Annotated in this window: 11 protein-coding genes and 1 pseudogene; 8 read left to right on the plus strand and 4 right to left on the minus strand. The window is 68.0% G+C overall.

Translation table 11 applies throughout. The features are described 5' to 3' along the window. Positions 1–437, plus strand: a pseudogene (locus tag GORHZ_RS29160) (lipase); the annotation flags it as partial. Continuing rightward, positions 434–1,138: a lysoplasmalogenase family protein gene (locus tag GORHZ_RS29165; protein ID WP_006339642.1), complete on the plus strand. Its 705-nt coding sequence runs from the start codon at positions 434–436 to the stop codon at positions 1,136–1,138. The pseudogene GORHZ_RS29160 and the gene GORHZ_RS29165, both read left to right, overlap by 4 nt. Here GORHZ_RS29165 and GORHZ_RS29170 read toward each other — a convergent pair whose 3' ends face one another. Both GORHZ_RS29170 and GORHZ_RS29175 read right to left on the minus strand, forming a co-directional pair. Continuing rightward, a complete protein-coding gene (locus tag GORHZ_RS29170; RefSeq protein ID WP_006339643.1) occupies positions 1,139–2,620 on the minus strand; it encodes a sugar porter family MFS transporter in 1,482 nt (493 codons plus the stop codon). It lies immediately after the preceding gene. Between the two features lie 140 nt (positions 2,621–2,760). Further along, entirely contained in the window at positions 2,761–3,282 is a 522-nt protein-coding gene (locus GORHZ_RS29175) for a hypothetical protein (protein WP_006339644.1), read from the minus strand. Positions 3,283–3,323: 41 nt separating this feature from the next. Between GORHZ_RS29175 and GORHZ_RS29180 the strand changes: the two genes are divergently transcribed. Together GORHZ_RS29180 and GORHZ_RS29185 are read left to right on the plus strand one after the other, a co-directional pair. Further along, positions 3,324–3,890: an HhH-GPD-type base excision DNA repair protein gene (locus tag GORHZ_RS29180; RefSeq protein ID WP_006339645.1), complete on the plus strand. Its 567-nt coding sequence runs from the start codon at positions 3,324–3,326 to the stop codon at positions 3,888–3,890. Positions 3,891–3,965: 75 nt separating this feature from the next. Beyond that, complete coding sequence (locus GORHZ_RS29185; protein WP_006339646.1) at positions 3,966–4,844, plus strand: hypothetical protein; 879 nt, start codon at positions 3,966–3,968, stop codon at positions 4,842–4,844. Positions 4,845–4,908: 64 nt separating this feature from the next. On the opposite strand, the gene abmR is transcribed toward GORHZ_RS29185, so the two are convergent. Next, positions 4,909–5,427, minus strand: a complete 519-nt coding sequence (abmR, locus tag GORHZ_RS29190; RefSeq protein WP_006339648.1) for an ATP-binding transcription factor AbmR — start codon at positions 5,425–5,427, stop codon at positions 4,909–4,911. 128 nt (positions 5,428–5,555) lie between these two features. Between abmR and GORHZ_RS29195 the strand changes: the two genes are divergently transcribed. The 4 genes from GORHZ_RS29195 (at position 5,556) to GORHZ_RS29210 (ending at position 11,799) form a co-directional block, all read left to right on the plus strand. Next, positions 5,556–7,943 (plus strand): acetyl-CoA acetyltransferase, encoded by a 2,388-nt coding sequence (locus GORHZ_RS29195; protein WP_006339649.1) that lies wholly within the window; start codon positions 5,556–5,558, stop codon positions 7,941–7,943. A gap of 55 nt (positions 7,944–7,998) precedes the next feature. Then, complete coding sequence (locus GORHZ_RS29200) at positions 7,999–9,183, plus strand: AI-2E family transporter (protein WP_006339650.1); 1,185 nt, start codon at positions 7,999–8,001, stop codon at positions 9,181–9,183. Between the two features lie 212 nt (positions 9,184–9,395). Continuing rightward, positions 9,396–10,631 (plus strand): acyl-CoA dehydrogenase family protein, encoded by a 1,236-nt coding sequence (locus GORHZ_RS29205; protein WP_006339651.1) that lies wholly within the window; start codon positions 9,396–9,398, stop codon positions 10,629–10,631. Between the two features lie 22 nt (positions 10,632–10,653). After that, complete coding sequence (locus tag GORHZ_RS29210) at positions 10,654–11,799, plus strand: acyl-CoA dehydrogenase family protein (protein ID WP_006339652.1); 1,146 nt, start codon at positions 10,654–10,656, stop codon at positions 11,797–11,799. 329 nt (positions 11,800–12,128) lie between these two features. Here the strand turns inward: GORHZ_RS29210 and GORHZ_RS30495 are convergent. Continuing rightward, on the minus strand, positions 12,129–12,451 hold a 323-nt coding region (locus tag GORHZ_RS30495; RefSeq protein ID WP_169330707.1), incomplete at its 5' end, for an HNH endonuclease signature motif containing protein.

Genomic DNA, 12,451 nt, shown 5'->3' on the forward strand with positions numbered 1-12,451 from the left:
CCGCCGACATCCTGTTCACCCTCAGCGCGCTGCGCACGTCCGTTCCGACGTTGCGGCTCGAGCCGTTCCTCACCGACGCGGGGACAACCTGGCTCGACCGCGCCGCCACCACGTGCTCCGACGACCTGGCCCGCGACGTGGCCGGGCTCTCGTTGGGGTCGCTGTTCAGCAAGCCGCTGTCGGAGAACTGGGAGTTGCTCAACGCGGTGTCGGGGGCCAACATGATCCCGATCAAGGGCTTCACGCGTCCGGTGCTGTTGACGCAGGGTCTCTTCGATCAGAATGTGGTCGTTCCCCTCTCGTTGCGCTACCTCAACGATGCGCAGGCCGCGGACCGTCATGTCACCGCACGCACCTATCTCGTCTTCAACCAGCAGCAGTCCGATGCGCTGTCCGACAACGACATCGGCTCGTTCGTGTCGCGGCTGCTGAGGTGACCACGAGCGCTCCCCGCCGTCGTGGGCTGCGGGCATGGTACGCACCGGCCGGCTATCTCGCGGCCGGCGCGGCCGCCACGGCGGCCGGTGGGCTCGGTCATCGACGGGCCGCGGCCCTCACCAAGCCGCTGCCCATCGCGCTCCTCGCCGCGCACGCGGCCCGCGGTGCGCGAGACCGGTCCGGGCTCGACAACGCGCTGCTCGCAGGGGCCCTGGGGTTCTCGGCCGCCGGCGACCGCGCGATGCTGCTCGAGGAGTTCGCCACGGACCCCGCCGAGAAGGACCGCCGGCTGACGACGGGGGCCGCGCTCTTCGCCGGGGCACAGTTGTGCCTGACGGGGGCGATGATGCGCCGCGGTGCTCGGCCGCGCCCTCGGCCGCTGCTCGTCCGCACCGCCATCCTGGCCGAGTCCGCACTCGTGATGGCACGTCACCGACCCCGGCTGCTGCCGGTCCTCGGCGCCTATGGGCACACCCTGGCCATCATGTCGGCGACCGCCGATGGGATGGCCGAACCGCAGCCACGGATGCGCGCGGGCGGCTGGCTGTTTCTGGCCTCCGACCTCACGATCCTCAACCGGCGCCACCTCATCTCACATCCCGGGTTGCACTCGGCGGCGGAGTTCTGGGTGTTGGCCAGCTATTTCGCCGCGCAATGGCTGCTGATCACGGGACTGTCCGACCCGGAGGTCGCCGGCTGACTAACGGGTCGGTTTGGCCGCGTGCAGGGCCTCGAACCGCGAGAGCCGGGTGGCCGCGACGGTGTCCATCTCCTCGAGTTCCATCCCCTTGGTCTCCTCGACCTTGGCGCGGACGAAGAAGAACGACGCCGCCGCGCAGAAGCCGAAGAAGCCGTAGATCCAGCCGAGGCCGAGCACCTTGCTCATCTCCGGGAAGAGCATCGAGATGGTGAAGTTGGCCAGCCAGTTCACCGCGGTGCACACGCCGAGCGCGACGCCGCGGATGCGGTTGGGGAACATCTCGCCGAGCATCACCCACATGACCGGTCCCCAGGTCGCGGCGAAGAAGATCACGAACAGGTTGGCGCCGATCAGCGCGATGACACCCCACGGGTTGGGCAGGGTGACCTCGGCGACACCGGCGACCACGCGCGTGGTCGACTGGATGAAGGCGACACATGCCATGGCGAGGCCCACGAACATGCCGACCGATCCGATGAGCAACAGCTTGCGGCGTCCGATCCGGTCGACGAACAAGATCGCGACGAAGGTCATGCCCACGTTGATGGCCGAGGTGATGACCGACGTGGTGAACGCCTCGCTGGTGTCGAAACCGACCGACTTCCACAGCGTCGTCGAGTAGTAGAAGATCGCGTTGATACCCACGAACTGTTGGAAGATCGCCAGCCAGATGCCCACCCACACCAGCGGGTGCAGTCCGAACGATGGTCCGCGGATGTCCTGCAACGACGCGGCCTTCTCCTGTTTGACCGTGATCTTGATCTCCTGGACCCGCTCGAACGGGTGCTGCTCCCCCGTCACCTCCTTCAGGATCCGGGCCGCCTCGGCGTCGCGGTGGCGTTCGACGAGGTATCGCGGCGACTCGGGGATCGCGAGTGAGAGCACACCGTAGACGACCGCGGGCACGACGCCGACGAGGAACATCCAGCGCCAGGCCTCCAAACCCCACCAGAGCACGTTCATGGGCTGGCCGGCCGCCGACTGCAGCAGCTTGTCCGACAGGAGTGCGGCGAAGATGCCCAGGGTGATCGCGAGCTGCTGCATCGAGGCCAGCGCTCCCCGGAATCGGGCGGGGGCGATCTCGGCGATGTAGGCCGGGGCGATCACCGAGGCGATGCCGATGCCGAGACCGCCGAGCACCCGCCACAACAGCAGGTCCCAGATCGTCTGGGTGTAGGCGGTGCCGATCGCCGAGACGATGAACAGGATCGAGCCGGCGAGCATGACCCGTTTGCGGCCCCACACGTCGGCGATCCGCCCGGCGAACCACGCACCCAGCGCGCAGCCCAGCAACGCGATCGCGACGGCGAAACCCTTGAACAGCTCGCCGAGACCGAATGTCTCCTGGATGGAGTCGACGGCCCCGTTGACCACCGAGCTGTCGAAACCGAAGAGGAACCCGCCGACCGCCGCGGCGATCGTGACCCCGATGACCTTCGCGGTGTGTTGCTCCGCGACCTGCTCGTGATGCGCTTGCGACATCGGCCGTGTCCTCAACGTCGGTTTCGCCGCAGGACCGGCGAAGTGATGGCGAATGTCAGCCTACTGCCGCAATTCCCCTGCGCTGCAGCGATTCCGGGCGCTGTTTGATATCGATCCACCGACGGGCTCGCCGTCGTGGGTCAGGCCGTGGTGTGGCCCGCGCAGCTCGAGTACCGAGCGTTGACCATCGGCACGAAGGCCATCACTCCGATCTTCTGGTGGATGGTGAAGGCCACCCGCCCGCCGCCGGGGTGCAGATCCACCTGCCAGGTGACGGTGCGCGCGCGGGTCGGCACCGTCACCGACCCGGTGCGTCCGGTGTCGAGATTGCGCCAGTCGACGCGCGTGGAGATCGTGTATTCGAAGACCGGCGACGGCGTCGCACCGTCGGAGGCGATCAGCGAGATCGCCGGGCCGGGCAGTCCATCGGCGGGAAAGGCGATCTGGTTGTAGACGTCGACGCGGATCGGGATGGGTTGCCCCGACCACGGATCGGGGCTGTCGCACCGCAGAGTCGTGGCGAGGTTGGGATCGGAGTACTCGGGTATCGCAGCGGCGACGCCCGCACCGGTCGTCGCCGCGGTCAGTACCGCCAGCGCCCCGACCGCGGCCCGTCGGCGCGCCTTGGATGATCCGCCCCGTCCCCTACACCAGCTCCCCATGGGCGGGAGTCTACGGGTGCCGATGTCATTAGGATGGGCGCATGGCGAATCTGCAGATTGCCCAGGAGCCGGCCGCCGACGCCCTGCTGTCGACCGATCCCTTCGCACTGCTGACCGGCATGTTGCTCGATCAGCAGTTCCCCATGGAGCGTGCGTTCGCGGGGCCCGCCAAGATCCGGGATCGTTTCGGCACCATGGACCCCGCGGCGATCGCCGCAACCGAACCCGACGCCTTCGCCGATCTCTGCGCGACCCCACCGGCCATCCACCGCTACGGCCGCTCGATGGCCGGGCGCGTGCAGGCGCTCGCCCGCGCCGTCGTCGACGACTACGACGGCGACACCGCGAAGATCTGGACCGACGCGTCGTCGGGGGCCGATCTGTTCGCCCGCCTGCACGCCCTCCCCGGCTTCGGGGAGCAGAAGGCGAAGATCTTCACCGCCCTGCTGGCGAAACAACTCGGGGTGAAACCGGCCGGATGGACCAAGGTGGTGGGCGATTACGGGAAGGCCGGCTATCGCTCCGTCGCCGACGTCACCGACCCGGAGTCGCTGCAGAAGGTCCGGGATTTCAAGAAGGCGGCGAAGGCCGCGGCCAAGAACGCCTGAGGCGGCGAAACCGTCGCGTCGGGTAATCCCGCGCGGCACTCCCATCGAATCCTGACATCACCTAGTGTCAGATTCATGGAATCGAACTCCGTCGACACGCGCAGCGTGGTCGAGTTGCCGTTCCGGTTCGGCTTCGCGATGACGGGCGTGGTGCTGACCGCCGCGGAGGCGGCGATCACCATCGCGCGGCTGACCGCGAACAGTGTTGAGCACGAGGTGAACAGCGCGCTCGGGCTGACCGGCGACGAGCTCGGCAGCGCCCGTACCCCGCTGGCGCTGCTCAATCATCTCACCGAGCTGCTCGCACCGGATCGCCCCTTCGGACGCATCGTGGCGGCGGGCGGCCCGCTGGAGCGCCTGCTCAATCCCGGGGGTGTGATCGACCGCCTCACCGCCCCGGACGGAATCCTCGAGAAGCTCACCGCCACCGGCGGTCTCCTCGATCAGACGACCGAAGACGGCGGCATCCTGGTGCGCCTGACCGCCAAGGACGGACCGCTCGACCGGCTCACCCGTCCGGGCGGCGTGGTCGACCAGTTCACCGAGAACGAGGGCATCCTGGAACGCCTCACCTCCAAGGGCGGCATCGTCGACAAGCTCACCGCGCCGCACGGGGTGCTGGAGAAGGTCACCTCGTCCGGCGGGGTGTTGGACCGGATGGCCGACGAAGGCGGGCTGATCGACCAGCTCGTCGGTGAGAACGGTGCTGTCGAACGCGCGATCGCCCCCGACGGCCCGCTCGACCGGATCACCGAGCTGACCGAGGTGATCGGGCAGCTGGCCCCGAACCTGCTGGCCATGCAGGACACCGTGCACGAACTGGCCGTGACGGTCGAATTGCTCAATCAGACGGTGGCACCGCTCGGCGGGCTCGCCGATCGGCTGCCCAAACGACTCACCCGCGGACCGCGCGGCGGCACCGGCGACGAGCACAACGGCTATCGGGCTCCCTGAGACTCGTCCGCGGGCACACCCGTCACGATCGTGACCGGCGCCTGAGTGCCCGTCACGGTCCACGTCAGTCGAGCGTCGGTCCCCCATCGCGGATCTCGTCGACCCGGCTCATCGCGTCCCGAAGTTCACTGAGCCACGAATCGGCGTGCTGGCCAACCAGTTTCACACACCAGGCCAGGGCATCGGCACGGCTGCGCGCCACCCCGGCGGCGACCAGGGTGTCGAGCACCTGACGCTGCGGCTGCCGCAGGCGGGTCATTACCGGAACGGCGAGATGTGTGAACAGCTGCGACGACTCTCCGCACCGCACACCCCAGGCCACCTTCCGGTCGAAGCGGTGTTCGGCCTCGCGGGCCACTGCCATGCGCCGTTCACGGGTCGATTCACGGAAGCGGGAGATCCGTCCCGCCTCGGCCTCACGAACGGCCGCCTCGTCGGCGGGATCGTCGACGGTCGGCGGATCGATGGTGCCGATCACGGTGATCTCCTCGCGGTCGACCCGCACCTCGGGCGCCCCTGTGAAGAGGTCGTCGGGCAACCGACCGGCCAGCCATCCGGCGATCGAGGTCTCCGTCTCTGCCATGACGCCTCCTTCAGAGTCGTGATTACTTGTAATCATTGATAGCACGTAATCGCACGTTCGTCACCCCTTTGTAGAACACGTTCGGGGCCGATCCGCGCCGACCACCGGACTGCTCTACTAATGGACATATGCCGAGATTCGTCCCATTGACCGCACTCGACGCGCACACTCCGGTGATCGTCGGCGTCGGCCAGGCCTCCGAACGCCTCGACGACACCGACTACCGGGCCTTGAGCGAGGCCGATCTCGCGGCGAGTGCCGTCACGCGAGCGCTGGCCGACACCGGCCTCGCGGCGCCGACCGTGGCCGCGGAGATCGACACCGTCGTGACCGTACGGACCTTCGAGGAATCCACCCCGCTCGCGCAATCGCCGCTCGGACGTCCGGACAACATGCCTCGTGCGGTCGCGAAGCGCGTGGGGATGAACCCGGGTCGCGCGGTGCTCGGCGTGACCGGCGGACAGAGCCCGCAGGCGCTGCTCACCGAGTTCGCCGCCGAGATCGACGACGGGCGGTCGGACGCGGTGGTCCTGTTCGGTGCGGAGATCATCTCCACGGTCCGCCACCTCACCGGGACCCGGGCGCCCGACGAACGTCCGGACTTCGCCGAGCAGGTCGGCGGCCAACTCGAGGACCGCGGCCACGGGATCGCCGGTCTCACGACCCACCAGGAGGTGCAGCACGGTCTGCTCGCACCCCTGGTCCAGTACGCGGCGCTCGAGAACGCCCGGCGCCATCGGCTCGGGCTCGACCGCGACCCCTACGCCGCGACGATGGGCGAACTGTTCGCCCCGCTCTCGCGGGTCGCGGCCACCAATCCGCACGCCGCGACGACAACCGCGCGATCGGTGGACGAGCTCGTCACGCCCGACGACGGCAACCGTGTCGTCGCCGACCCGTACACGCGGCTGCTCGTGGCCCGCGATCAGGTGAATCAGGCCGCGGCCGTGGTGCTCACGTCGGTCGGTACCGCACGTGAGCTCGGCATCGACCCCGACCGGTGGGTGTTCCTGCACGGCCACGCGGACACCCGCGAGCAGACGCTGATGCGGCGACCCGATCTCAGCGCGGCGCCGGCGGCTGCCGCCGCGGTGCGGCACGCCCTCGAGGTCGCCGAGATCGGCCTCGACGATGTGGCATTCCTCGACATCTACAGTTGCTTCCCGATCGCCGTCTCCAACGTCATCGACCCGCTCGGCGTCGCCCCCGACGATCCCCGGGGCCTCACCCTCACCGGCGGCCTGCCCTACTTCGGCGGACCGGGGAACAACTACTCGATGCACGCGATCGCCGAGGCGGTCGACCGGGCGCGCAGCGCACCGGACAACCACGCCATGGTTGTCGCGAACGGCGGCATCCTCTCCAAGACGTCGGTGGGCATCTACAGCACCCGCCCGGCACCGTGGCACCCCGGCGACTCCGCCGGTGTGCAGGAACTACTCGACGCCGCCCCCGCCGTGCGCACGACCGATCACGCCGACGGTCCTGCCACCATCGAGACCTTCACCGTCACGCCCGGCACCGACGGGAACCGCAAGGGCATCGTGATCGGCCGCCTCACCGACGGGACCCGCTTCATCGCCAACGTCGAGCGCGACGACGAGGAGATGTTCGGCCTCCTCGACGGCGAACACGCCATCGGCACCGGCGTCTATGTGCGGTCCTCGGCACGTGGCAACCGCGTGTTCATCAACCGTGCGGCGATGCTGCGCCGGCATCCGGTGTCTCGCCCGGCATTCCGCGACCGCTACGACCACGCCGCGATCCGCCGGGTCGGGCACCTACTGGAGATCACCATCAACCGGCCGGAGGCGCATAACGCCCTGCACGCCGCCGCGAACACCGAACTCGACGCGATTTTCGACGCCTATTTCGCCGATCCCGATCTGTGGGTGGCCATCCTGACCGGGGCCGGCGACAAGGCCTTCTCCGCCGGAAACGACCTCGCGCAGACCGGCACCGCCGGTCTACAGGTACCGAAGAACGGATTCGCCGGCCTCACCTCACGACGCACCCGGCCCAAACCGGTCATCGCCGCGGTGAACGGATACGCGCTCGGTGGCGGCCTCGAGGTCGCTCTGGCCTGCCACATCGTCGTCGCCGACAAACGCGCGCAGTTCGGGTTACCCGAGGTGACAGTCGGGTTGGCTGCGCTGGCCGGCGGCCTGGTCCGACTACCCGTCGCGGTCGGGCCGGCACTTGCGCGCGACATGATCCTCACCGGGCGACGCCTCGATGCCGGCGAGGCCCTCGCGGCCGGACTGGTCAGCCGGATCGCCCCCGCGGGTGAGGTGATGGCACTGGCCCGATCGGTTGCCGAGGAGGTGCTCGCCGCGTCACCGACCTCGGTGCGGGAGTCCCTGCGCGCGATGGAGGAGGCGGCGACCGTGCCCGACGAGTTCGACGCGATCGACACGACCGCGACGGCACTCGACGCTCTGTTGGTCAGCGCGGACACCGTGGAAGGGATCACCGCGTTCGTCACCAAACGCCCGCCGCGGTGGACCGGGCGTTGACAACTCGGCCCGGCACCTCCGGGTGAACCCCGACCGGCGACGATAGGATCAGCCGGTGACGGATCAGCCGGTAGCGGAGCAACCCAGCAGTTGGTCGATACCCCGTGGCACGATCGTGCTGCTCAGCATCGCGGGCCTGATCATCACCATCGGCGGCATGAAGGCCGTCTCCGGACTGGTCGGACCGATCTTCCTGGCGTTGATGCTGACGGTGGCCGTCCAGCCGATCCCGTCGTGGCTGCGCCGCAAGGGGATGCCCAACTGGCTCGCCTTCATCGCCACCTTGCTCGCCGTGTACGGGATCATCCTGGGGCTCTTCGGATCGCTGGTCTTCTCCGTCGCGCGGCTGGCGACGATCCTGCCGCAGTACACCGACCAGTTCCAGCAGTACCTGGACGACTTCCAGAAGTTCCTCACCGATCACGGTGTCAGCCAGGAGAAGGTTCAGTCGACCATCTCCCACATCGATCCGAGCAAGGCCTTCGGCTATGTGACCGAGGTGCTCGAGAGCACGATGTCGGTCGCATCGATGCTCATCCTCGTGCTCACCCTGCTGCTGTTCATGTCGGCCGATGCGCTCTCCTTCGACCGCCGGATCGCGGTACTCGCGGGTGAACGCAGCGACATCGCGGATGCCTTCCGCAGCTTCGCCCAAGGCACCCGCAGCTATCTGTTGGTGTCCACGATCTTCGGCCTGATCGTCGCCGTCTTCGACACCGGGTTCCTGTGGCTGATCGGCATCCCGCTGCCGGTGCTGTGGGGTCTGCTGTCGTTCATCACCAACTACATCCCCAACGTCGGCTTCGTCCTGGGGCTGATACCACCGGCCCTACTCGCACTGCTCGACGGCGGTGTCAGTCAGATGCTGCTCGTCATCGTCGTCTACAGCGTGATCAACGTGATCATCCAGTCGGTCATCCAGCCCAAGTTCGTCGGTGACGCGGTCGGGATCTCGACGACGCTGACCTTCCTCTCGCTGGTGTTCTGGGCGTGGGTGATCGGACCGCTCGGGGCGATCCTCGCCGTCCCGCTCACGTTGATGTCGAAGGCCCTTCTGATCGACATCGACCCCGCCACCCGCTGGGCGGACGTGCTGATCTCGTCCTCCCCGCCCCGCCCCGAACCCGCCGCACCCCCGACCGAGGCCACCCCTACCGCACCAGCCGGCGAGACCGACGATGCGGAGGAAACCGCTCCCGAGAGACCCGACGATTCCGGCGAGGACACCCCGTCCTCCTGAGCGGTCACACGCATCCGCCCGGCGTGCCGGCCCGAGACGCCGAGGTATGAGTACCTTCGACGGAACTGCCGCGGAATCGAACCGAGCAGGCGACAATCTGGGTACCCGACTTCCCAAGGTGCGCCCCTCTGTCGTAGATTTCACACATCACATATATTTGATATGCAGACGCGCGGCAGCGACGGCGCGGCGCAGACAGGGGTGACAATTCGATGGATATGACCTGGTCGGATACCGACATCGCATTCCGTGATGAGGTGCGTGCGTTCCTCGACGCCAACCTCACCCCGGAACTCCGCGCGGCGGGACGGCTCAACACCAGCGTGTACTCCGACCACGAGGCATCGATGGCCTGGCAGGCCATCCTGCACGAGCGCGGCTGGGCCGCGCCGGCGTGGCCCGTCAAATACGGGGGCTGCGACTGGTCGCTCACCCAGCACTACATCTTCAGCCGGGAATCGGTGCTGGCCGGCGCACCCGCGCTGTCGCCGATGGGTATCCGCATGGTGTCGCACGCGATCATGGCGTTCGGCACCGAGGAGCAGAAGAACTTCTTCCTGCCCGGCATCCTCGACGCGAGCGTGTTCTTCTGCCAGGGCTACTCCGAACCCGAATCAGGCTCCGACCTGGCTTCACTCTCGATGGCCGCGGTCAGCGACGGCGACGATTTCGTCGTCACGGGCAGCAAGATCTGGACCACGCACGCCACCGAGGCGAACTGGATCTTCTGCCTCGTGCGCACCTCCAAGATGGAGCGCAAGCAGCAGGGCATCACCTTCCTGCTCATCGACATGACCTCGCCCGGTATCGAAATCCAGCCGCTGGTCATGGCATCCGGTGAGCAGGTGCAGAACCAGGTCTTCTTCGACGGTGTGCGGGTTCCGAAGAAGAACGTCCTCGGCAAGGTCGACGACGGCTGGACCGTGGCCAAGTACCTGCTGGTGTTCGAGCGGGGCGGCGGCGCCGCCGCACCCGCACTGCAGGTGATGACCGAGAACCTGGCCGAGCACGCCAAGACGATCACCGGTCCGTCGGGTGGACCGCTCAGCGAGGAGCCTGCCTTCGTACACAAGCTCGCCGACGCCCGCGTCCGGGCCAAGGTCCTCGAAGTGCTCGAATACCGTGCACTCGCCGCGATGAGTTCCGGTAAGGATCCCGGTCCGGTCGCGTCGATGCTCAAGATCCTCTCCACCGAGCTCAGCCAGCAGATCACCGAGCTGAGCCTGGAGGCCGCCGGACCGCACGGCCGCGTGTTCCAGCCGCACGCCACCAAGCCGGGCGGACCGATCTCCCAGTTCGAGCCCCCGGCCGACGGGTATGTCAGCGGTGAGGACTGGCAGGCCGTCGCACCCCTGCACTACCTCAACGACCGGGCCGGCTCGATCTACGCCGGCAGCAACGAGATTCAGCGCAACATCCTGGCCAAGGCAGCACTGGGACTGGGCTAGAGCGAGCGAGACGGAGAAACACATGGACTTCACACTCACCCCGGAACAGCAGCTGCTCAGCGACGGCCTGACCAAGTTCCTGGACACGAAATACGACCTGAACGCCAGCCGCGACGCGGCCAAGGTCGGCGCCGGCTGGCAGCCCGAGATCTGGCGGTCCTTCGCCGAGGACCTCGGCGTCATCGGGGCCGTCCTGCCCGAGGCCGTGGGCGGCGCCGACGGCGGGCCCGAGGAACTGATGGTGGTGACCGAGGCCCTCGGTCGCGCAGTGGTCATCGAACCCTTCGTCGACACCGTCGTGTTGGGCGCGCGGCTGCTCGCTCGCGCCGACGACAAGCGAGCGCTGGCCGTGGCCGAGGCGATCGCCGAGGGCACCGCGCTGACCGCACTGGCCGCCCTCGAGGACGGTTCGGGCGGCAACCTCAATCACGTCGCGACCCGGGCCGAGCGATCTGACGCAGGCTGGGTCCTCAACGGTGCCAAAGCCGTCGTGACCACCGCTCCCCTCGCCGATCACCTCATCATCAGCGCCCGCACATCGGGAGATGTCGGCGACCGCGACGGGATCTCGCTGTTCCTGGTCGATCTCACCGAAGGTGCTCCCGACGGGCTGCAGATGCACGCGGTGCGCACCGTTGACGACCGGCGTGCAGCCGACATCGTCATCACCGACCTGCACCTCGACGCCGACACCTTGGTCGGTGCCGAGGGCGAGGCGCTGGGACACCTCGAGCTCGCGTGGGATGAGGCGACCGCCGCCGTGGTCTCCGAGGCGGTCGGGGCGATGCGCAAGGTCTTCGACGACACCGTCGAGTACACCAAGCAGCGTCAGCAGTTCGGCCAGCCGATCGGTAACTTCCAGGCATTGCAGCACCGTATGGTCGACATGTCGATGGAACTCGAACAGGCCGTCGCCGCACAGTATCTCGCGATCCTGACGCTGGCCGCCCCGCCGGAGGAGCGGGCCGCCGCGGTGTCCGCCGCGAAGGCGACGATCAGCCGTGCCGCACGGTTCATCGGGCAGAACTCCGTGCAGCTGCACGGCGCGATGGGCATGACCGAGGAACTCGCGATCGGTCACTACTTCCGGCGCCTGACCGTCATCGAGTACGAGTTCGGCTCGGCCGACGCGCATCTGGCACGATTCGCGAAGCTAGCCCAAAGCTAGCCCAGGACTGACCGCACCTGTCTCCTTGAGTTCGACCGATCCCTGGAGAATCCGGGCTTTCGGATGGTCGTCTCTCAACGATGGGCTGCGTGCCGGCCCTCGTGGGCCCGCCGGATGTGACTCCGGCGGGCCCACCGGGCCGCCACCTTCTTTCACACTGTGGAGTTCTCAAAGAACGTGCGTCCGGACAGTTCCCGGGTGGTCTGGGTTGGCCAGGTCGTGCTGCTGGTCAGTGCTTGCTGTGCTGCTCCGTCTTCTCGGTCAGGCCGTGCTGCCGGTCGGGTGTGCTCGGTCGTGCTCGGGGTCGGGCTTCGGGACAGGCCCGCGGGTCAGGCGGCGACGCCGTCCAGGCGCATGGTGCGCCGGTTGTAAGCCGGTATCGGGGTGCGGGCCGGGTCCTGCTCCACCGGCGGCAGCAGCCAGGGATGCCGGTCGGCGCCCATGATGATGTCCCAGCCGGAGGCGTGGATCTGGGCGTGACACGAGGTGCACAACAGGCACCCGTTGTCCAGGTCGGTGGGACCCCCATCAGCCCAATGCCGCACATGATGACACTGCGTATATCCTGCTGCCGCACCGCATTTCACACAACACTGGTCACGGACGATCAACGCCCTGCGTTGATGATGAGTGAACAGGCGCTGCGGGTGTC

The sequence above is a fragment of the Gordonia rhizosphera NBRC 16068 genome, assembly GCF_000298195.1.
GTDB classification, from domain to species: domain Bacteria; phylum Actinomycetota; class Actinomycetes; order Mycobacteriales; family Mycobacteriaceae; genus Gordonia; species Gordonia rhizosphera.

What these genes read in the sequence shown, in the direction of transcription:
- GORHZ_RS29180 (WP_006339645.1), top strand. Translation starts at nt 3,324, where the DNA reads ATGGCGAATCTGCAGATTGCCCAGGAGCCGGCCGCCGACGCCCTGCTG.
- GORHZ_RS29170 (WP_006339643.1), bottom strand. Translation starts at nt 2,620, where the DNA reads ATGTCGCAAGCGCATCACGAGCAGGTCGCGGAGCAACACACCGCGAAG.
- GORHZ_RS29185 (WP_006339646.1), top strand. Translation starts at nt 3,966, where the DNA reads ATGGAATCGAACTCCGTCGACACGCGCAGCGTGGTCGAGTTGCCGTTC.
- GORHZ_RS29205 (WP_006339651.1), top strand. Translation starts at nt 9,396, where the DNA reads ATGGATATGACCTGGTCGGATACCGACATCGCATTCCGTGATGAGGTG.
- GORHZ_RS29210 (WP_006339652.1), top strand. Translation starts at nt 10,654, where the DNA reads ATGGACTTCACACTCACCCCGGAACAGCAGCTGCTCAGCGACGGCCTG.
- GORHZ_RS29195 (WP_006339649.1), top strand. Translation starts at nt 5,556, where the DNA reads ATGCCGAGATTCGTCCCATTGACCGCACTCGACGCGCACACTCCGGTG.
- abmR (WP_006339648.1), bottom strand. Translation starts at nt 5,427, where the DNA reads ATGGCAGAGACGGAGACCTCGATCGCCGGATGGCTGGCCGGTCGGTTG.
- GORHZ_RS29175 (WP_006339644.1), bottom strand. Translation starts at nt 3,282, where the DNA reads ATGGGGAGCTGGTGTAGGGGACGGGGCGGATCATCCAAGGCGCGCCGA.